We start from the raw sequence: 20,488 nt of genomic DNA, 5'->3' as shown, positions 1-20,488 counted from the left end.
TCTATTCAGGAGAGCGATCTGCCGGGCATATGCCACGCTCGGATGAACGTATAAACTCGATCAGATGTGCTACTTCAGGTACATCCGGGAACTCTTTTTCAGCCATTTCAATAGACTCTTCCCTGGTAAGGCCGGAGCGGAAAATAATCCTGTACGCTTTCTTGATCGACATGCATGTTTTGGAGTTGAATCCGTGCCTTCTAAGCCCTACCGAGTTCGGACCGTGCAATACTCCACGGACTCCGGTAGCCAGCATGTAAGGCGGAAGGTCCTGTGCAAAACCGGACATTGCGCCGAGAAATGCGTAATCACCGATGCGCACGAACTGATGTATTCCGGACATACCGCCGATGTTGACATAGTTGCCGACATCAACATGACCGGCCAGACTGGCGGCATTTGCCATAATGACATTGTTGCCGAGCACACAGTCATGAGCAATATGCACATAGGCCATCAGCATGCAGTTATCACCGATTACGGTACGGCCGCGTCCCTGTACGGTTCCCCTGTGGACAGTCATGTATTCACGGAAAATGTTGTTGTTTCCGATCTCGACTGTGGTTTCCTCGTTCTTGAAAGCGAGGTGCTGCGGAGGACCGCCCAGAACAACCCCGGTATGAACTACATTGTTCGACCCCATACGGGTGAACGATTTAATCTGGACATTGGCGTCCAGACTGCAGTTGTCTCCGATTACGGTATTGTCCTCGATAACACAGAAAGGACCTATCTTGACATTTTCTCCCAGCTTGGCGCCGGGATCCACAATTGCACTGGGATGTATTTCAGTAGCCACTATACAGACTCCTTGTCTACAATGGCAGCGGCGATTTCGCCTTGTACGGCGATTTCGCCGTCAACGGTTGCGATGCACTTCATTTTCCAGATGTGCATCTTTTTCCTTATATCACTTACTTCCAGCACCAGTTTGTCTCCTGGGACAACCGGTCTGCGAAATTTAAGCTTGTTTATACCGGTAAAAAGAAAAACCTTGCTTTCAACGTCGATTTTGCCAGTGGTAAGAACAGCCAACCCTCCGGCCTGAGCCAGGGCTTCCACAATGAGAACACCGGGCATAACGGGAAGTCCGGGAAAATGTCCCTGAAAAAAAGGCTCGTTAATGGTGACATTCTTATAAGCCCTGAGAGATTCTCCGGGAACGAGTTCTTCAACTCTGTCCACCAGCAGGAAAGGATACCTGTGGGGAAGCAGATTCATGATCTTTCTGATATCGATATAATCTAGTGTGTTACTGCTCACGTTATTTTCCTTTACTCAACTCCGCTTCGAGAACTTTTATTCGTTTTTCCAGTGCGGATATTTTCTTACCCATGTCGGGGAGTTTTCTATGGTAAACAGAAGACCGAAGGAATTTTCCTTTTTCCTGAATAGGGGAACCAGCCCCCATGAATCCTGCAGGAATATCGTTGGTAACACCGGCCTGAGCTCCGATAACGGCACCGTCGCCGATATTGATATTATCTACCAGACCGGCCTGAGCCGCTAGGATAACACCCTTACCGAGTTTTGTACTCCCGGCTACCCCGGACTGGGAAATGACAATACAATCTTCACCGGTGGTCACATTATGAGCGATCTGAACGAGGTTGTCTATTTTGGTACCGGCCCCGATACGGGTAACATCAAGAGCGGCCCGATCAACGCAGGCATTTGCGCCGATTTCAACCATACTCTGAAGCTCTACTGAACCGATCTGCGGAATCTTCATATGCTTTCCCGAAACCTGCGCATACCCGAACCCGTCGCCGCCTATAACAGCGCCGGGCTGAATAATAACCCCGGCCCCGATGACCGTTTCGGCCATGATCGAACAGTTGGGGTAAAGAATACACCCGGGGCCGATTTCACAATCCTCACCGATGTACACACCGGGAAAGATTTTACAGTTGGCCCCGATCTTAGACCCCCGGCCGATGAAAGCGAAAGGATATACCGTGCACGTTGTATCAACTTCTGCATCATCATGAACGAATGCCAGTTCGTGAACTCCGTCCAGGCAGCCCTGAGGTTTTGAAAAAACGTGCATTGCCTTGCCCAGATCCATATACGGATTTTCACTAAGCAAAGCTGATTCAACCTGATCGGCATACTTTTTTTCAAGCACCACAGCCGCAGCTCTGGTTGTCTTGAGCATAGGTTCATATTTGGCGTTTGCCAGAAAGGATAGCTCGGTAGGACCGGCCAGCTCAAGGGTATTAACTCCGGTAATTTCCTTCTCGGCACCGGACAGTTCCAGGCCGAGAAGTCCTGCTAATTCGGAAAGAAGCATAGTGTTCCTATTTTTTACCGGCTCTGAACTGACGGTTCATTTCAAGAAGAACTTCATTGGTTACGTCAATAGCGTCATCAACATACAGAAAACCGCCGGCACCTTTGTCGAAAAGTGCAGCATAACCGTTTTTCTTACCGAATTCGGTTACCACTTTCTTGATGAGTTCAAGGACCGGAGCGCCGAGCTTCTGCTCTTCCATCTGCATTTTGCGCTGAGTAGCCTGCGCGAGATCCTGATAATCTCTCACTTTACGTTTGAACTCGAGTTCCTTGTCCTGCTTTGCTTCAAGAGAAAGCACCAGGCTCTGTTTCTGAAGTGACTGTTTGAGGCTTTCCAGCTCTTTCTGCTTGGCCTGCAGCTGACTCTTGGCTGTCTCGAATTTCTTTGCCATTTTCTTCTGCGCATCCTGGCCGACTTCAGAATCCTTGATCAGTTTCGCCATGGAAACAACGGCATACTTCTGAGGTCCGGCAGCAAAGGCGGTCGCCTGAAAAGCAAGAACCAGAACCAATACAGCAAAAAGAATTCTACGCATTTAAATACTCCTTTATTTCATCTCGGATAAATTCAGCCGAAAAGGCACACCCTAAGCAACCGGCATGCCCTGTTTAACATCGTTTTACTTCAAACTCTACTAGAAGAACTGTCCCATAGAGAATTCAATCTTATGCCTGCCGCTGTCCTTGAGCTTGTCGAGGCCGTAACCGTATTCGACCCTGATCGGACCCATCGGTGAGAACCAGCGGATACCGGCACCGATACTCTTGTAAAGACCAAGGGGCAGCGAATCTCCGTCATCCTGCTTGGTATCGTAGAAGAAGCTCTGACCGTCATCCCAGGAGTTACCCATATCAAAGAAGGTGACTCCGACAAGCCCGAATTCCTCGTTGATGGGGAACAACAGTTCAAAGTTCATGTAGAGCATCTTGTTACCACCGATACGGTCTCCTGAAGAACTGTCACGAGGAGAAATCATCCTGCTGGAATAACCGCGGACATTGTTGATACCGCCCAGATAGAAACGCTCGAACGCAGGGATATCGCCGTCTCCAAAGTTATCATGAATAAATCCGACACTTCCCTTCCAGTGGAATATCAAATCCCAGAACACAGGAGTAAAATAGTTGGAGTCGAAAGTATACTTGACGAAAGCGTCATCTCCGAGCAGAACGCCTCCCCCCATTTCAACCTTGGCTTCGTTGAGAGTACCGGTTGAGGGGTTGAAAGCCTTGTTGGTCGTATCTCGTTTTAATCCTGCCGTCACAACACTGGACCAGTTGTTGCCTTCCATTTCCTTGATGGAATCGGCTGCGGTGGATGAAACTTCGGTAACATTGTAGTTTTCCAGACGGTAGTTGGAAAAGAAGTTGGTATATTCACCAAGGGGATACCCGGCAGAAAGCGCTCCACCGATAGTTTCCTTGTCATAATCATCATAGTCTTCATTACGCCAGTAGGTCGCTGCACCTGCTCCCCATTTGGAGTCGTTCACCCTCGGGTTATAAAAATCCAGGCCGTAGCTGATGTTCTTGGAACTCCAGCCGCCGCTGAGACTGAAATTCCAGCCCCGCCCGAACAGGTTGCGCTCGCTGATCTTGGCCGTGACGAAAACACCGTCAGAGGTGGAGTATCCGATACCGCCGCTGACCATACCGGTGTTTTTGTCCTTAACCTTGACCTTAAGGTCCATTTCGCTTGGATCACCGGTGGGCACCGGTTCTATGTCCACTTCACTGAAGTAATCAAGCTTGTTGAGACGAACAATGGAACGCTGGAGTCTTGCACCGCTGAACTGGTCACCGTCGGTCAGACGCATTTCGCGCAAAATGACGTTGTTGCGGGTCTTTCCGTTACCCTCGATGATAACGCGGCGAATGTAGACCTTCTGACGTTTGCTGATCACGAAAGTAACCGCAACGGTCTTGTCTTCCGTGTTCTGATCCATCTGGATATTGGCTTCAGCGTAGGCGTAACCGTAGTTGGAATAAAATTCGGAAATAGCCTTCATATCTTCCCGTAAAACGGAACGATCCAGATACTCTGCACCGGCGGCCATGTCGTCTGCGGAAATCAGTTCACAAAGACGGGACTTCTTGACAATAAGGTCACCGCGGAATGCTACGGAACCGACTTTGTAACGGTCACCTTCAGAAACCTTGAAAGTGACGTAGATACCGTCATCCTTGATTTCAAGTTCCGGCTCGCCGACTTTGGCATCAATGAACCCGCGGTTACCGTAGTATGCCAGAATTGCGGCAGAGTCTCTCTCAAGGAGCTCTTCCTTGAGAACCCCGGTCTTGGTAAACCATGAAAGCCAGCCGCGTTCAGTGAGGGCCAGCTGAGCCTTGATCTCCTCCGGATCAAGCTGTTTGGCTCCTTCAATTCTAATACCTTCAATGTAAAGCTTCTTGCCTTCATCAATATTAATATTCAGGCGGGCCTGCGGGCCTTCGCCTTCCACGCTGTAATCGATTTTGGCTTTGTAGTAGCCTTCCTTGCGGTACATTTCCCGAAGGGTATTAAGGTCATCGGAAAGGACTTTGGGGTTTAGTACGGCCCCTTTCTTGGAGTTGACCGCAGCAAGAATATCTTCCGAATCAATAGCATCGGCTCCTGTCACACTGATAGCCTGAATGCGCGGTTTCTCCTTTACATCAAAAACAATTTTCTTACCGCCGGGAACGTCGGTAACTTTCACTTTTACATCATCAAAATATCCGAGTGCGTAAATATTCTTGAGGTCGGCGTTTATTTTTGAAGGAGTATAAATATCACCGGTTTTTATGTTGGTGCGCATAAGGATAACATCTTTATCAAGCACCCTCGTACCGCGAACCTCAATTGCCGCAATCTTGTCCTGGCTGAGCAGTTCAAGTTTCATTTTTGAAATAAGTTCGTCAACTGCAGGCAGCAGATTGATAAGCCCTTTCTTGGTCACGAACAACGGAACGGCCGATTTAAGACCGAATGCCTCCACGAGCCTCACGTCAAGGCTTATATCCTCTCCTATCTGACTGAAGCTTCCGTAAACAGAGTATCCCGCACCGGCAAGAAGAGCCATATCCTTGGCCGCCTGCAGGTTCAGATATTCGAACCCCTGCTCGTCTACAAGCTTGGTGACCCGGTCCTGCCCCACAACCCGGAACCCGGCTTCCCGCAGCCTGTCGGAAATAAGGGTGGGAAGACTGTCCTTGAGATATTGAGCATCGGCGTCAGCATTGACTTCAAAAGGAAGAACGGCAATGACTATGCCGGAAGCATCTTCGGCCTGTGCCCTGTCGACCCCGAAATCGAACATGAACGCCAGTGTTGCAGCAATCAGTAAAAGCAGAATTCTAGTTCTGTGCATACAGTTCTCCGGAACGCAACTCCAGCCGGCGTTTCATCATACCGGCCAACTCAAGATTGTGGGTCACAATAACGAGTGTCATTCCAAGCTCTTCATTAAGGGAGGCCAGCATCTCGCCGACCATATTCCCTGTTTTCTCATCCAGGTTTCCGGTTGGTTCATCCGCAAGCAGAACTTTCGGCTTAAGCAGTATGGCGCGCGCTATTGCCGCTCTCTGCCTTTCTCCGCCGGACAGGGTCGTCACCCTGTGTTCAAGCCTGTTTGCGAGCCCTACCAGACCCAGAGCTTCACGGGCCATATCAGAAGCTTCGCTCTGACCAATTCCTGCCATCATGGCAGGAAGAGCAACATTTTCCAGAGTGGTAAACTCCGGAAGTAGATGATGAAACTGAAAAATGAAACCGATTCCCCTGTTCCTGACTTCGGCACGTTTTTCAGCGGTCATATCGTGAATATTCATTCCTGCAAAATTAACCGTTCCACTTGAAACAGTATCGAGCGTACCCAAAATATGCAGCAGTGTTGTCTTGCCCGATCCTGATGACCCCAGAACGGCAAGAGCCTCACCGAACCCTATTGAAAGATCAACATGGTCCAGAACCCGAACCTTCTCTGTAGGGCCGTCATATTCCTTGACAACGTCCCGCAGTTCGTAAAGCAGGTTACTCATATCTCAAAGCCTGCGCAGGTTCCAGACGTGCAGCTTGTTTCGCGGGATACAGGGTAGCCACGAAACAGAGCGAAAAAGCGGCAACGCCGATTATGGTCAAATCCAGCCAGTCCATCCGGATGGGGAGATAATCAACGGGATACACATTGCTGGGCAGTTTGATGAACTGATATTTTTTCAATAAAAAAGCCACCGGGAGCCCGATAAGATAACCTATCGAAGTCCCGATCAGCCCTATCAGGGTTCCCTGAAGCATAAAAATTCTTCTGACACTTCCGGAAGTCGCTCCCATGGACATCAACACCGCAATATCCCTGGTCTTCTGCATAACCAGCATGACCAGAGTAGTAATTATACTGAACGATCCGACCATTACTATCATCGCCAGGATGATGAACATGGCGGTCTTTTCCAGCTTGAGAGCAGCAAAAAGGTTGGCGTTCATCTCCTGCCAGTTGCGTATCTGCACAGGATATCCGGCCAGCTCTTTGCGCAGCACTTTACCTATCTTATCAACTGCATATACGTCAGCGAGACGAATTTCAAGTCCGGAAACGAAATCCCGCTTGAATCCGAGCAGTTTTTGCGCTGCTGTGTTGCTTATATACGCCAGCGAGGAATCGTACTCGAACATTCCGGTTCGGAAAATGCCCCCAACCTTAAACACCCGAACTTTCGGGGTAAAACCGGCTGCAGAGCGGGTTCCGGAAGGGGAAAGCAGATTCACCGTGTCACCGGTGGAAAGGCCCAACCGCTGCGCAAGCTGAGTTCCTATAACGATTTCGGGCAGTTTTTCGTCTTTTTCAAGACAGTCAACACTGCCGGAAACCATATCTCCGGGCAGACTGAGCACGCCTTTGGCTGTTCCGGCATCAACTCCGCGCAGAACAACGCCTTTGACTCCCCCGCTGCTGGAAAGCATGACTTCAGAATAGATAAAGGGCGTTACACCTGTAACGCCCGGTATCTTCTGTATCTTGTCTATCATGTGATGATAATTTTCAAGGGTTCCGTCATACGCGTTCACTATTACATGAGCGTTTACGCCGAGGATCTTGTCCCTCAAATCGGTTGAAAAACCGTTCATCACTCCTATCACGACAATCAGGGCCGCAACCCCGATTGCCACGCCGCACACCGCAAAAAGCGAAATCACCGAAATAAAGGAATTTTTCCTAAGGGTGAACAGATATCTCAGTGCGACGAAGAGTTCAAACTTCATTAATTAGCGCTTCCGGCTGATTCGGTTCTCAGGAGCGGAAACAGGATGACCTCTCTGATGGAGGGGCTGTCGGTCAAAAGCATGACCAGACGGTCAATACCAATACCCTGTCCTGCCGCAGGAGGCATGCCGTACTCAAGAGCACGAACATAGTCCTCGTCCATACAGTGGGCTTCATCGTCGCCGGCTTCCTTTTCGGCTACCTGCTCCATGAAGCGCACCCTCTGATCAACGGGATCGTTGAGTTCGGAAAATGCGTTGGCCAGTTCGCGACCGTATATGAACAGTTCAAAACGGTCTGTAATATCCGGATTTTCTTCATTCCTTCTGGAAAGAGGAGAAATATCCGTAGGATAGTGGTAAATAAAATGCGGTTGAATGAGTTTCGGTTCAACCAGCAGATCAAAAAGTTTGGCCTGAAGTTTGCCGAGCTTTTCGCCTTCGACAGCCTTTTCGCCTAGCTTTTTAACCAGTTCCTTGCACTTGTCATAGTCATTGTAGACTTCGGGAGAAACCTCCCCGATCGTCTCCAGAGACTCATGAAACGGGACGCGTTTCCAGGCTCCGGGAGTAAGATCAATGCGCTCACCCTGATATTCTATGACCGTATCCCCGTTAACCTCACGGCAGACCGTGGAAACCATTTCCTCGGTAAGGTCCATGAGATTTTCGAAGTTTGCGTACGCCCAGTAGAATTCAAGCATGGTGAATTCAGGGTTGTGCCGGACCGAAATACCTTCGTTACGAAAGTTGCGGTTGATCTCGTAAACCCTTTCAAATCCGCCCACAAGCAACCGTTTCAGATAAAGCTCCGGAGCAATGCGCAGGTAAAGACGCATATCAAGAGCATTGTGATGGGTGATAAACGGCTTTGCCGCAGCACCGCCCGGAATTGGCTGCATCATCGGGGTTTCAACTTCCATGAACCCCTTGCTGTCCAGATAATTGCGAATGGACCGGACTATGAGTGTGCGTTTCTGAAAAATCTCACGTGCACGAGGAGTAACAATGAGGTCAACATAACGCTGCCTGTATCTTGTCTCCACGTCTTTAAGACCGTGATACTTCTCAGGCAGAGGCCGCATGGATTTGGTGATAAGGGTTACCGTGTCCGCCTTGAGAGTCAACTCGTCAGTCTTTGTTCTGAAGAGTTCGCCCTCAACTCCGACAATGTCGCCGATGTCAAATTTTTTAAAAATTTTATACTGGTCTGCGCCAAGCTCATCACGAGCAACGTAGACCTGGATTCTGCCGGTAGGATCCTGAAGATGAAAGAATGCGACTTTACCGAAGGACCTGTGGGTAATCACCCTGCCTGCAACCTTAAATTTCTTGTCTAGGGCTTCGAGTTCCTCTCCTCCGAGAGAGTCGTAACCGTCCCATATTTCCGAGACGTCTGTATCTTTACTGAAGGTATTGGGGTAAAGTGGTACGCCTTCATCAAGAAGACCGCACGCTTTTTCCACACGATTCTTCAGAACCTGATTGAGTTCGTTCTGAGCTTGCAGAGCCTCAAGCATGGGCATGAAATCCGCCACGTGCTCTGATTTGGTTGCTAGCTTGATTTGCTTTTTCTTCTTGCCGCTCAAGTTATTAATTCTCCATAACCGAATAAAGTCTAGATAAACACAAGATCCGTTGACTGCCTAAGCTAATTACCCCTTGTCGTCAAGAAAGTACATATATTAAACCCCTGATAGGCGATATTAATATTTTAAAAAAAAGTGTTTGACAACCGTGCGTCAAATCCGTAGAAACCATCTTCGTTGCTGCGGGAGACCGCGCAACACCACAATATTCCTCGGTGGCTCAATCGGCAGAGCGGGTGACTGTTAATCACTAGGTTGGGGGTTCAAGTCCCTCCCGGGGAGCCAGAATATTCAGGCCGTCTTCAAATGAGGACGGCCTTTTCTGTTGCCTCTACATTAATATATACATCGTCAGAAGCCGGCTCCATGCCGATACGGTGCCGAATAAGTCCTGAAATTAAAAAAAGTTGCATTAAAATTCAGATAACGTTTGACAACCGTGCGTCAAATCCGTAGAAACCATCTTCGTTGCTGCGGGAGACCGCGCAACACCCAATATTCCTCGGTGGCTCAATCGGCAGAGCGGGTGACTGTTAATCACTAGGTTGGGGGTTCAAGTCCCTCCCGGGGAGCCAGAATATTCAGGCTGTCTTCAAATGAGGACGGCCTTTTTTCTTGCGCTCAGCACCATTTCCGACATGCCCTTCGCATGAAGATGAACATGCCGGTTCAGCATACCGTTTTACACCTGTACTGGTGCTTTGATTTCACACTTATCCAAAAAAATATCCATAAATTGCAACTCAACTTCAAATAATGTTTGACAATCCTCCTGCAAATCCGTAAATACATCATTCGTTGCAAGGGGAAACCCCGCAACACCCAATATTCCTCGGTGGCTCAATCGGCAGAGCGGGTGACTGTTAATCACTAGGTTGGGGGTTCAAGTCCCTCCCGGGGAGCCAGAATATTCAGGCTGTCTTCAATGAAGACGGCCTTTTCTGTTTTCCGGGCTAATCCTGTGTATTAGCCAAGAGTTCCGGCTAAAGCTTCCCATGCCCCCGCATACACGCTATACTCGCAGCCATGAACAACATTTCAATTCCAACTGAAGAATACCTGCTGAAAAAGCAGCCACCTGGTCAGAGCGACTCAACCGACTCGGCTGAAAAAAGTTCTTTGGACAGAACTGCAGGAAAAAAGAAAATTGTCTGCCGAAACTGCGGACTGACCATAACCGACCCGACCAGCGGAATTGAAGTCGAAGGCCGCCATGAACACTCTTTTTTCAACCCGCACGGCTACCTGTTCGAAATTCTATGCTTTTCAAATGCACCTGGCTGCATGACCACCGGATATCCTTCTTCGGAATTCACATGGTTCGCCGGACACACCTGGCAGGTGGCAATATGCGCGCTATGCGGATCTCATCTGGGCTGGAAGTTCAGTTCCGGGTCTTCAGCGTTCCACGGACTGATCAAAAACAGCATACGTACTACCGAAAATTAAAAAACACCCGAAACCATTCAGTTCCGGGTGTTTGAGCTTGTTAAGTTAAATCGGAAAGTCCAGACTTACATATCCGAACGTTCTCTACTTGTAATAGAGTTTAACCTCGTTGGTCTGCGGAGCGGTCTGCCCCGGAGTGGGCTGCCCCGAAACAAGAATGTATCCTTTCCCTCTGGGAAAATCCTTTTCGGCTTCCAGAAAGTTAACCAGCCTGTCTCGATGATTGGAAATGGTTGTATCGGTCATGACCGGGATCACACCCCAGAAAAAGTTGAGATAGGCGGGAACACTTTTATCCGGAGTCAGGCAGTAAACAGGCTGTTCCGGCCTGCGGCTGCAGATAAGTCTGGCGGAAGCACCGCTTGTGGAATGACACAAAAGAGCCGGACTGTTTATGTTTTCGGCAAGAAGACATGCTGAATAGCTGAGATATTTTACCGGATTGACTTCTTTTTTAGGTTTGTAGGGGCCCTTTATGCGTTCAAGGTAGTACTGCTCGGTTCCCTCGGCAATTTCCTTGATGTACCCTACTGCCTCGGCCGGATAGTTGCCTATGGCTGTTTCTTCGGAAAGCATGCAGCAATCCGCACCGTCCATTATCGCATTGGCAACGTCGTTTGCTTCCGCCCGTGTAGGAATCGGGTTTTTCACCATGGAAAGCATCATCTGAGTGGCCACAATAACAGGCTTCTGCGCATGACGAGCGGCACGGATTAATTTTTTCTGGATTACCGGCACAGTGGAAAGTTTGCATTCAAGGCCCAGATCACCACGGGCGACCATTATTCCGTCAGCAACTTTGAGGATGGAATCTATGTTATCAACAGCGTTCTGCCGTTCAATCTTAGCGATAATCGGCAGCGTGACTCCGCGAGTCTGCATGGCAACGCGGACATCTTCAACGTCTTTGGCTGTCTGAACAAAAGACATGGCGATGGCGTCAACGCCGATATCAATGCATCCGCTCAGGTCCACCTTGTCTTTTTCGGTAAAAGCAGGAAGCGCTATGTGTTTGCCGGGAAAGGTGATTCCCTTGCGCGACGAAAGAATACCCGCATTCTGGGACTGAATCTTATAGAGCCGGTCCTTGGCACAGGTTTCCTTGACGATAAAAGTAAGCATACCGTCACTAAGGGAAACTTCCATCCCGTCTTCAAGACCAAGCAGCAGTTCAGGCTGGTCGAGGGGAATAAAAGGCAGATCATCGGCATTGGCTGCCTCTTCAGGGAGTCCCAGATAGACATCCGAGTATGCATCAATCTCATGAGGAGCCCCGGCAACCTCTCCTACCCTGATTTTGGGTCCGCAGAGATCCCCCATAACGGTCAGCGGAATTGACATCTCTTCTTCCACCTGCCTAATCATGGCAATCACCGGTCGAAAGCTGTCTGCGTCCGAATGTGAAAAATTAAGGCGCAGGATTCTGACTCCATTTTGTACCATCCTCGTGATGGTTTCGCGATTGGCGGAAGCCGGCCCCAACGTGGCAACTACTTTGGTTCTCATGTTTTTTTCCTCAAGATTGTTTATTGAGTAATTTTCCTCTTCCCTGAATCAGCCTCAAACCATACAGTTGACCTGGCTGCAAAATGTTCGTTTCCGAAAATATTGTATCGCAATTTTCGAAAATGTCCATAACCTTTAATTTGGATATTTCTATTTCTTGCCAACAGTCGTTATTTTGTTTTATAGACTTTTCCTGCCTGTTTATAAAAACAACGCTAAACAATAACTTAACACATGGAGAATCTTAATGTTGAAAAATGCAATAAAGTTAACACTCTTTCTCATGATCGCCATATTTGTGGCAGGCTGTCAACAACAGGCATCGTCCGAAGCCAAGATCGGATTCGTAGATACTAACAGGGTTTTCAAAGAGTGCAAAGCAGGAGCTGAAGGCATGGCCTACCTGCAGCAGGCCGGCGAAGAATTCAAGGCCAAATTCACTGAAATGCAGAAAACCCTCGCAGGTAACCAGACAGAGGAAAACACCAGAAAATTCCAGGAAGCTCTCGGCGAATATCAGACCAAAATGGGTGCTGAACAGAACAGAATAGTAGAAGCCCTGCAGAACGGATTCACCAAAGCTGTGGACGAATTCCGCACCGCAAACGGCTATTCGGCAATCCTTTCCGTGGAAACAGCTGTTAGCTACGACAAGTCTGCCGACATCAGTGACAAGATCATTGAAGCCCTGAACAAAATGGACATCAAGATCAAACCCGAATAATATAAATTCAAATAGACGCTTATTGAAATCCCCCCTGCCTAGCGGTTCGGGGGATTTATTTTGGCCGTTGCACCCCAGTGGCAACAATCACAGAGGATTATAAAAATTCCGTGTGGAACCATTAATTTACTCCAAGTTTATTGCCTGTTTTGTCCCCAAAAACACTTTCAGGGGCATCAAGTAAAATCGACAACTTGATAGATGACATGTTATGGGCTTATCACTACCTGAATTTCAGAAAGACCGTCTCCGGGATAGATATCCGGATACCGCTGCAATAAGAAAAGGTTGCAGCCGAAATTTCAGAAAGCAGCATCACAAACTGACCGACAAAAACGATCCTGTATTCACAATCTATGACGAGTCAGAATACGGATACTACCGGACGACCGGATATGAAAAATACCGCCACAGGTAACTCCATGGAGCCCATATGAGCAGATTCAAAATTATTGTGCTGATTTTTACCGCTGTGTTTGTAATATCCGCTGCAGTACTTTTCTTTTTCATAAAGCAGAATATGGAAGGACAACCAGGAACAACTGTTTCTCCCCCCGCCTGGGTAAATGAAAACGGCTCCAGCGGTATGCACCCTGTTTCAGGAAAAGTTGTCAGGTCCGGGGCCGAATTGAACAGAACAGAGCAGGACAAAGAATCCAACGCAACAGCACCTGCAGTACAAGGCTCGATACAAGAAAACGCAACGCCCGGTAAATCTGAAGCGGAAACGAAAGCGGAAGCCGGTACTAAAAAAATTGTTGAAGAGCTCCGAAAGAACATCATTACCGAAGTCTTTCTGGACAACCTTGCCTCATACATTGCAGACAGCTACCAGCCTGCGGGCTCTCTTCCGTTCAAACCGGTCAGAGGATACAGTTCGGCAAGCTTCAAGGGGATCAACACCCATTTCGGGCTCAATCTCAACGGGCTGATGCCGGAAGCAAAATCATTGAGCACCGCAAGGGCTGAAATCTGGTCCGAGCTGCTCTCTCCGGGAGTTTTAACACAGCTGTCCGAAACCTACGGGCCACCCCTCCTCGACCTGATTGAGGAAAAGGGAATAATGACTGAAAGAGAGTTCATCGAAGGAGATGCAAAAGAAGTCCGGGGACTGACCTCTGCGCAAAGGGCGGAAATGTTCAGGGCAAGCGCCCAGCCCCTGCATCATGCGGCATCCGTGCTTGCGGCCATAGCCGAAAACAAGGACCTGCTGCAGGCTCTTGAAGGATATTTCAAAGCTGAAAAACATGTCGACATCGCCAACGGCATATTTCAGGCGGACCTGAATCAATCCCAGAACTCCGGCTCTGTCACCGCACGCAACAAGGCCGAGCACTCCGGAAAGGTTCTCAAGGACGCCATAACTGTCCGGGAAAAAATCAAAACCGGGATTACCAAAAAAATACAGGTGCTCTGTCCGGACCACAAAGATTCTGCCGACGATTACTTTTATATTGCCAAATGGCTTTACAGAAGGACCAGAAACAACGACAAGGCTATCAAATCCATCCAGAATGGATGCAGCATTTTAAACGGCTTTGCGGAGCAATTGGAAAAGCGCGCAGACCTGATCGAAAAGACAATTTAACTGCATTCACCCTGCGAGCTGCAGTTGCAGACAGCTGGAAGCCTTATGATTACCTTCATCCCCTTTCCCGGGGCTGTTTCTATGTCGAAGGTTCCGCCGTGCTTCTGGGTTATGATAAAGTAGGAGACGAACAATCCCAATCCGGTCCCCTCGCCTGCCGGCTTGGTAGTGAAAAAAGGCTCCAATGCTTTTCTGCGCGTGTCCTGATCCATTCCAGGACCGTTGTCCTCTATTTCGAGACGCACAAAATCACCATCAGGACGAAGCCGGACGGCAATTACGCCCCGGCGCCCTTCAGGATTATCCGCAGCCGTATAAATGGCCTGAACGGAATTCTTGATAAGATTGATCAGGACCTGTTCTATTTCGGAAGGCGAACACAGAATGTCATTAACGGAGTCATCCAGTTCCCGGATAATTTCAACTCCCTTATCACCGGAGTTGCGGTATATATCGTATCCGCTGAATGAAAGTTCTATGGCTGTTTCAACCACCTTTCCGATATTGGAGCAGACCTTCTCGCCACCGGACTGCCGGCTGAACTGAAGCATATTGGAAACAATTCTGGCCGAGCGCTCACCCATCTGCCGGACGGATTCCAGTTTTTGGACAATTCCTCTCTTCTCGCAGTACTGCATTATCTTTTCAAACGGTATACCGAGTTCTTCCGCCACTTTCAGATTCTTATTCAGGTCCGAAGAAATGCGCCGCTGTATATTCTGCACTCCCTGCAGAATACCGCCGAGAGGATTGTTTATCTCATGGGCCATACCCGCAGCAAGACCGCCCACAGTCATCATCTTCTCAGTCTGGACCATGACTTCTTCCATGCGCGTTCTGGCGGTAATATCATCAATCCTGATAACGGCTCCTGATTCTTCCTCACTTTTGAAGGGGAACACAACTATTTCGAAAAAAACGGTTCCCCTGCCGCTGTCAACATGAAAAATCTCGGTTCCACCTACCTGCGAACCTTTGATGGTCTCGGAAATAAGGCTCTCGAAACGCCTCAGTTCCGGCATCATTTTAAAAACAAACCGTCCTTCAGCCTCCTCTGCGGGGATACCTGTTTCCTTAACCGCAAAGGCGTTCCAAAGAACCACATTGGCCTTTTCATCAACCCCGACCAGTATGGACTGCATGGAATCGATCACGTTCGCCAGATAATTACGCGTCCGGCGCAATTCCCGCTGATCGGCAAGCCTTCTGCGAACATCACGGGCAACCATGACCAGATAAAGCCTGCCCCCCACGAAATGCACCCGCAGAGTCATCTCAACCGGAATGCTTGAACCTCCGCGGCAGAGCAGTTCCGTAGTGGAAACATCCTCCCTGTCCCAGGAAGAATAGACTTCATCGTCTATCAGCACTTCATGCAAAAGGAAGCATGTATCTTCAGGAAAAACCAGTTCCGGGGGACTGTCCAGCAGTTCCTCGCGCGAATATCCGGTTTTATTCAGGGCGGTTTTGTTGATGTCGGCAAAACTCCACGAAAAAGCATCAAGGACAAAGAGGGCATCGTTGGCGTGCTCCACCAATGCCCTGAAGCGCTCAAGCTCATTTATCCTTTCCCGAAGTTCCGGATAATAGCTTTTGCGCATGGAATTTTCGCCAAGCCCGATGAGCTTGTTGCGAACATTCTCATTGTTGTCTGTCTTAGAACGCCGCTTCATAAATCTTCTCAACGTCCTGCTGAGTTAATTCCACCGGATTTGTGACCATGCATGCATCCTTCAAAGCCAGCTCGGCAAGCTTTGGAATTTCTGCCTTTTCCAGACCGAAATCGCGGAGGCTCTTGGTTATTCCGGCCTTCCTGCGCATATCTATTATACTCTCAACCAGACTTTCACAGACATCATCTCCCGTCTTTCCTTCAACAACATTACCCATTGCTTCGGCGATATTCCTGTACCTCTCCTCGGCGTAAGGGAAATTGATCCGTACCACATAAGGCAGCAGTATGGCGTTGCATTCACCGTGCGGCAGGTCCAGATGTCCTCCGAGGCTGTGGGCCATGGCATGGACAGCCCCGAGTATTGCGTTCGAAAAAGCCAGTCCGGCCTGCATGCTTCCAAGCATCACGTGACCGCGCAATTCAATATTTCCCGGATCCTTGATTACTTTTACGAGATTGGACCTGACAAGCTTTATGGCATCAAGAGCAAGAAGATCGGTCAAAGCGGAATTGGCGTTGGAAACATATGCTTCCATTGCATGGGTCAATGCATCCATGCCTGTCGCGGCGGTAAGCTGCAGGTTCATTGTGGTTGTGAGCTTCGGGTCGATCAGAGCGGCATCAGGGACCATCGCCTTGCTTACGATGCTGATTTTTACATCGCGCTTGGTATCGGTAATTATGGCAAACTGCGACACATCGGCCGAACTTCCTGCCGTGGTAGGTATGCAGATGAGCGGCGGACCGGGAACTTCAACCATGTCCACCCCTTCAAAACTCAGGATATGGGCGTTGTTTGTGGAGACAATCCCTATACCCTTTGCGCAATCCATGGGACTTCCTCCTCCCACGGCAACAATACAGTCGCAATCATTTTCCAGATATATATCAGCCCCGCTCATCACTTCTGTATCACGCGGGTTCTCCGACACATTGCTGAATACGACTGTTTCCACCCCGGAACGTTGCAGGCTTTCCTGAACAGCATGCACCCAGCTGCAGTTGACGATACCGGGATCTGTAACAATCAACGCCCGGCGGACACCGAAATTTTCGGCATATTGCCCGGCAAGTAAAGATGAGCCTACACCGAAAATAATTTCCGGTGCCACAAACTTACGCATTGCAATAACTTCCTTCACAGTTTCCACCGCCTCCGAAGTTTTTTTATGCAGAAATTGATCAGGCTTCCCGCAGTTGAACCCCTGCTTAAAATTGATAATAACATAACATTATTTCAATATATTAATCAACACAAACTCTTGAACATAAATATCTTTGGACAACTGCATACGCACTGCCGACACTTTGCAGTATTTAACATACCCTGAAATGAAAAAGACTACACGAAAAACATGATAAAGATTCTCGCCCACATTACTCGCGCATAAAAATAATACTCTCCCCTCCTAACCTCTGATATATTATCCAGCAATATGTTGCTCTTCTTTCACCCTACGAATCTATTATATCCTGCCGCACATGAAAAAAAACATATTTTTAACCGGGCTGAGCATCAGAGCAAGGCTTACGGCTTCAATCTCGATCCTGACCGTTTTTTCACTCATCTTATGTGGATCATGCATATATCCGCTGGTTCATAGAATAGTTCAGGACAATATTGAAAAGGAACTGCACAATACCACCCGAGCCATGGTGAATATGGTCCAGGCGGCCGTAAATGTATCCGTGCGCAGCCATCTACGTGCAATAGCAGAAAAAAATCTCGAAATCGTCTCTTTGATCTATGAAGAATACCAGTCCGGGAAAATCAGTGAAGATGAAGCAAAGCAACGGGCTGAAAGGATTCTGCTGGGGCAGACAATAGGAAAAACAGGATATTTATACTGCTTGAACAGCAACGGAAACGTGGCCATTCATCCACGCAGCCAAGTGAAAGGAACAAATATTTCCGACCACGAGTTTATAAGAGAACAGACCGCGCTCAAAAACGGCTATATCAATTACGAATGGAATAATCCCGGCGAAAAAGAAAAAAAAGCGAAAGCTCTTTTCATGTCCTACTTTGCACCGTGGGACTGGATAATATCCGTTTCAGCCTACAAAAATGAATTTTCATACCTTATAAATGCTGACGACTTCCGGGAAAAAGTCATGGAAATCAGCCTGGGCAAGTCCGGGTATGTATTCATTATCGGCAAGGATGAGGAAATAATCGTCCATCCGTGGGTAAAAGGCTCCATGAAAGAGTTTTACGACACCCTCGGCTATCAGTTCCTGCACGACATTTACAAACAGAAAAACGGGAAGATCGCATATCGCTGGCAGTCACCTGACAGCAGCGAGCCACGAAAGAAAATAGCCGTATTCGAAGAACTGCCCCAGTTGGGGTGGATTGTCGCATCCTCAGTATACACGGACGAAATTTACGGACCGCTGAACAAGATAATCACCTTCATATGCCTATCAATAGCAATTGCGCTGCTGCTGGCAATTCCTCTCGGAGCGGTTGTGAGCGACAGTATTACTACTCCGGTACGGCGTCTTGCGGAACTGTTTGCAGAGGCGGCAAAAGGAAACTGGGGCGTCCGTTCCGCACATGATTCGCGCGATGAAATAGGAACCCTCTCACAGGGATTCAACCGCTTCATGGATGACCTGCAAGGCATGAAAAGCGACCTGAACACTGAAGTTGAAATACGACAGAAGTCGGAATACAGACGCAGACTTTTTGAAGAAGTATTCAAAAATGCCATGGAAGGTATATGCATAACCGATACTGAAGGCAAAATCATTGCCACTAATCCAGCCTTCACGGCCATTACGGGATATAGACAGGAAGAAATACTGGGCAGGAACCCCAAAATCCTTAAGTCCGACAAACACAGCAATGAATTCTATGAGCGCATGTGGACGCAGATCAGGGAAAAAGGACATTGGACAGGAGAAATATGGAACAGACGCAAAACCGGAGAATCATACCCGGAACTGCTGAGCATCAGCGCAATCCGCGATGCTGACGGGGCACCGACTCATTATGTGTCCGTATTTCATGATATTACAGAGATGAAAAGCAAAGAGGAGCAGTTGAAATATCAGGCTCACCATGATGCTTTGACAGGCCTGCCCAACCGGATTCTGCTTATCGACCGTATCGCAATGGCGATTTCCAGAGCCAAAAGACACGAAACAAGACTGGCACTGTTTTACCTGGATCTGGATAATTTCAAGAACGTCAACGACTCACTCGGGCATGAAACAGGAGACAGGATACTGATTCAGACAACAGAACGTCTGAAACAGATTTTCAAACCGCAGGATACCCTCGCTCGGCTAGGCGGTGACGAATTCGTTATCATGATAGAAGGTATTGCCAGCGAACTGGATCTGATCACCAGAATAGAGAAGCTGCTCAGTTCATTTGCCCGGCCGTTTTCCATAGACGAAACCACACTGCACGTAACGACCAGTCTTGGAATAACCATCTTTCCTGATGACGGCGAGGATGCAGGAACTCTGATCAAGAACGCCGACATGGCCATGTATCAGGCCAAAGAGGAAGGACGTAACGGCTACCATATGTTCCGTCAGGAGATGAATGAACGTGCGAAACGCAGGTTAACGGTGGAAAATGCTCTGCGCCGGGCTGTGGCTGATAGGGAGTTTTCTGTATACTATCAGCCCAAAACCGACCTTGAAACAGCAACTGTCTATGGATTGGAAGCACTGGTACGCTGGATACGCCCGGACGGGATTGTGATCTCTCCGGGAGAATTCATCCCGCTGGCCGAGGAAACAGGACTGATCATTGATATCGGCAGAATAGTGCTGGAAACAGCATGTAAGGATCTGCCGGTCATATCGAATAAGACGGGACTTCCGCTCTCGGTTTCCATAAACCTGTCCGGGCGTCAGCTAGATGATCCGGAAATCCTGAATGATATCCGCTCCACCGTACAGAATACAGGATGTAACCCCGGAAATATTGAATTTGAAATAACCGAATCAACCTTGATGGATGACGTAAAAGGAACGGTGGAACTTCTGGAACAGATTTCGGAAATGGGTTTTTCCCTGTCCATCGACGACTTCGGAACAGGATACTCCTCCCTTGCCTATCTCAAAAGATTTCCGATCAATACGCTTAAAATTGACCGTTCATTCGTTATGGACATAACGGAAAGTGAAGAAGATACAAGCATAGTCCAGACAATCATAGATATGAGCCGCAACCTCGGTCTGGATGTGGTTGCAGAAGGAGTGGAAAAGCCGGAGCAGTCCGCTAAACTTCTTTCCCTTGGCTGCAGCCGGATACAGGGTTTTCTGTACGGAAAACCCATGCCCCTGCAGGAACTTATTGAGCATCTGAACAACTGACTCTACCTGAAGTGTAGCTTTTACAAGTAGACAATCAGGAACGTTAAAAGGCCCTCCCCGGCGCAATCAATAATTCCGGTTC

At 48.5% G+C, this 20,488-nt stretch carries 15 protein-coding genes and 3 tRNA genes; 7 read left to right on the top strand and 11 right to left on the bottom strand.

The annotated features are described in order from the left end of the window. Window position 1: 1 nt before the first annotated feature. The 8 genes from lpxA to lysS form a co-directional block, all read right to left on the bottom strand. The gene (gene lpxA / locus ACKU4E_RS02200) at window positions 2–799 is read right to left on the bottom strand and encodes an acyl-ACP--UDP-N-acetylglucosamine O-acyltransferase (RefSeq protein ID WP_320169452.1); all 798 of its coding nucleotides are present in this window, start codon (window positions 797–799) and stop codon (window positions 2–4) included. Further along, a complete protein-coding gene (gene fabZ, locus ACKU4E_RS02195; RefSeq protein WP_320169451.1) occupies window positions 799–1,263 on the bottom strand; it encodes a 3-hydroxyacyl-ACP dehydratase FabZ in 465 nt (154 codons plus the stop codon). The genes lpxA and fabZ overlap by 1 nt, the downstream gene beginning before the upstream one ends. Before the next feature lies 1 nt (window position 1,264). Beyond that, window positions 1,265–2,293 carry a UDP-3-O-(3-hydroxymyristoyl)glucosamine N-acyltransferase gene (lpxD, locus tag ACKU4E_RS02190; RefSeq protein ID WP_320169450.1) on the bottom strand — a complete coding sequence of 343 codons (1,029 nt, stop codon included), beginning with the start codon at window positions 2,291–2,293 and terminating at the stop codon, window positions 1,265–1,267. A gap of 7 nt (window positions 2,294–2,300) precedes the next feature. Continuing rightward, entirely contained in the window at window positions 2,301–2,831 is a 531-nt protein-coding gene (locus tag ACKU4E_RS02185; RefSeq protein WP_320169449.1) for an OmpH family outer membrane protein, read from the bottom strand. Window positions 2,832–2,930: 99 nt separating this feature from the next. Then, window positions 2,931–5,645, bottom strand: coding sequence for an outer membrane protein assembly factor BamA (gene bamA / locus ACKU4E_RS02180; protein ID WP_320169448.1), 2,715 nt, complete (start codon window positions 5,643–5,645; stop codon window positions 2,931–2,933). Further along, window positions 5,632–6,315 (bottom strand): ABC transporter ATP-binding protein, encoded by a 684-nt coding sequence (locus tag ACKU4E_RS02175; RefSeq protein WP_320169447.1) that lies wholly within the window; start codon window positions 6,313–6,315, stop codon window positions 5,632–5,634. Before ACKU4E_RS02175 ends, bamA begins: the two co-directional genes overlap by 14 nt. Further along, a complete protein-coding gene (locus ACKU4E_RS02170; RefSeq protein WP_320169446.1) occupies window positions 6,308–7,537 on the bottom strand; it encodes a lipoprotein-releasing ABC transporter permease subunit in 1,230 nt (409 codons plus the stop codon). The genes ACKU4E_RS02175 and ACKU4E_RS02170 overlap by 8 nt, the downstream gene beginning before the upstream one ends. After that, window positions 7,537–9,057, bottom strand: coding sequence for a lysine--tRNA ligase (gene lysS, locus ACKU4E_RS02165; protein ID WP_320172607.1), 1,521 nt, complete (start codon window positions 9,055–9,057; stop codon window positions 7,537–7,539). The genes ACKU4E_RS02170 and lysS overlap by 1 nt, the downstream gene beginning before the upstream one ends. 278 nt (window positions 9,058–9,335) lie before the next feature. On the opposite strand from lysS, the gene ACKU4E_RS02160 reads away from it, so the two are divergent. From ACKU4E_RS02160 to ACKU4E_RS02145, 4 genes are all read left to right on the top strand, one after another. Then, window positions 9,336–9,411, top strand: a tRNA-Asn gene (locus ACKU4E_RS02160). A 214-nt stretch (window positions 9,412–9,625) separates the two neighbouring features. Further along, window positions 9,626–9,701: transfer RNA gene (locus ACKU4E_RS02155), tRNA-Asn, on the top strand. A 254-nt stretch (window positions 9,702–9,955) separates the two neighbouring features. Next, window positions 9,956–10,031: transfer RNA gene (locus tag ACKU4E_RS02150), tRNA-Asn, on the top strand. A 121-nt stretch (window positions 10,032–10,152) separates the two neighbouring features. Next, window positions 10,153–10,575: a cereblon family protein gene (locus tag ACKU4E_RS02145; RefSeq protein ID WP_320169445.1), complete on the top strand. Its 423-nt coding sequence runs from the start codon at window positions 10,153–10,155 to the stop codon at window positions 10,573–10,575. Window positions 10,576–10,659: 84 nt separating this feature from the next. Here the strand turns inward: ACKU4E_RS02145 and pyk are convergent, their stop codons facing one another. Then, the gene (gene pyk, locus ACKU4E_RS02140; protein ID WP_320169444.1) at window positions 10,660–12,081 is read right to left on the bottom strand and encodes a pyruvate kinase; all 1,422 of its coding nucleotides are present in this window, start codon (window positions 12,079–12,081) and stop codon (window positions 10,660–10,662) included. A 247-nt stretch (window positions 12,082–12,328) separates the two neighbouring features. On the opposite strand from pyk, the gene ACKU4E_RS02135 reads away from it, so the two are divergent. Next, window positions 12,329–12,805 (top strand): OmpH family outer membrane protein, encoded by a 477-nt coding sequence (locus ACKU4E_RS02135; protein WP_320169443.1) that lies wholly within the window; start codon window positions 12,329–12,331, stop codon window positions 12,803–12,805. 433 nt (window positions 12,806–13,238) lie between these two features. Continuing rightward, entirely contained in the window at window positions 13,239–14,393 is a 1,155-nt protein-coding gene (locus ACKU4E_RS02130; RefSeq protein WP_320169442.1) for a hypothetical protein, read from the top strand. On the opposite strand, the gene ACKU4E_RS02125 is transcribed toward ACKU4E_RS02130, so the two are convergent. Together ACKU4E_RS02125 and ercA are read right to left on the bottom strand one after the other, a co-directional pair. Further along, complete coding sequence (locus ACKU4E_RS02125; protein WP_320169441.1) at window positions 14,390–16,066, bottom strand: PAS domain S-box protein; 1,677 nt, start codon at window positions 16,064–16,066, stop codon at window positions 14,390–14,392. The two genes, ACKU4E_RS02130 and ACKU4E_RS02125, sit on opposite strands and share 4 nt — an antisense overlap. Continuing rightward, complete coding sequence (gene ercA / locus ACKU4E_RS02120; RefSeq protein WP_320169440.1) at window positions 16,050–17,192, bottom strand: alcohol dehydrogenase-like regulatory protein ErcA; 1,143 nt, start codon at window positions 17,190–17,192, stop codon at window positions 16,050–16,052. Before ercA ends, ACKU4E_RS02125 begins: the two co-directional genes overlap by 17 nt. A 358-nt stretch (window positions 17,193–17,550) precedes the next feature. On the opposite strand from ercA, the gene ACKU4E_RS02115 reads away from it, so the two are divergent. Then, window positions 17,551–20,406, top strand: coding sequence for an EAL domain-containing protein (locus ACKU4E_RS02115; protein WP_320169439.1), 2,856 nt, complete (start codon window positions 17,551–17,553; stop codon window positions 20,404–20,406). Window positions 20,407–20,488: the final 82 nt, after the last annotated feature.

Source organism: Maridesulfovibrio sp. (assembly GCF_963677005.1).
Classification (GTDB): domain Bacteria; phylum Desulfobacterota; class Desulfovibrionia; order Desulfovibrionales; family Desulfovibrionaceae; genus Maridesulfovibrio.
Note: the sequence above shows the minus strand (reverse complement) of the source record. Positions and strands in the feature narration are given on the sequence as shown.

Excerpts from the sequence above, each read along its gene's own strand:
- ACKU4E_RS02130 (WP_320169442.1), top strand. The coding sequence starts at position 13,239 with ATGAGCAGATTCAAAATTATTGTGCTGATTTTTACCGCTGTGTTTGTA.
- ACKU4E_RS02175 (WP_320169447.1), bottom strand. The coding sequence starts at position 6,315 with ATGAGTAACCTGCTTTACGAACTGCGGGACGTTGTCAAGGAATATGAC.
- ACKU4E_RS02135 (WP_320169443.1), top strand. The coding sequence starts at position 12,329 with ATGTTGAAAAATGCAATAAAGTTAACACTCTTTCTCATGATCGCCATA.
- ACKU4E_RS02115 (WP_320169439.1), top strand. The coding sequence starts at position 17,551 with ATGAAAAAAAACATATTTTTAACCGGGCTGAGCATCAGAGCAAGGCTT.
- bamA (WP_320169448.1), bottom strand. The coding sequence starts at position 5,645 with ATGCACAGAACTAGAATTCTGCTTTTACTGATTGCTGCAACACTGGCG.
- pyk (WP_320169444.1), bottom strand. The coding sequence starts at position 12,081 with ATGAGAACCAAAGTAGTTGCCACGTTGGGGCCGGCTTCCGCCAATCGC.
- lysS (WP_320172607.1), bottom strand. The coding sequence starts at position 9,057 with ATGCTTGAGGCTCTGCAAGCTCAGAACGAACTCAATCAGGTTCTGAAG.
- lpxD (WP_320169450.1), bottom strand. The coding sequence starts at position 2,293 with ATGCTTCTTTCCGAATTAGCAGGACTTCTCGGCCTGGAACTGTCCGGT.
- ercA (WP_320169440.1), bottom strand. The coding sequence starts at position 17,192 with ATGCGTAAGTTTGTGGCACCGGAAATTATTTTCGGTGTAGGCTCATCT.
- ACKU4E_RS02185 (WP_320169449.1), bottom strand. The coding sequence starts at position 2,831 with ATGCGTAGAATTCTTTTTGCTGTATTGGTTCTGGTTCTTGCTTTTCAG.
- ACKU4E_RS02170 (WP_320169446.1), bottom strand. The coding sequence starts at position 7,537 with ATGAAGTTTGAACTCTTCGTCGCACTGAGATATCTGTTCACCCTTAGG.
- ACKU4E_RS02145 (WP_320169445.1), top strand. The coding sequence starts at position 10,153 with ATGAACAACATTTCAATTCCAACTGAAGAATACCTGCTGAAAAAGCAG.
- ACKU4E_RS02125 (WP_320169441.1), bottom strand. The coding sequence starts at position 16,066 with ATGAAGCGGCGTTCTAAGACAGACAACAATGAGAATGTTCGCAACAAG.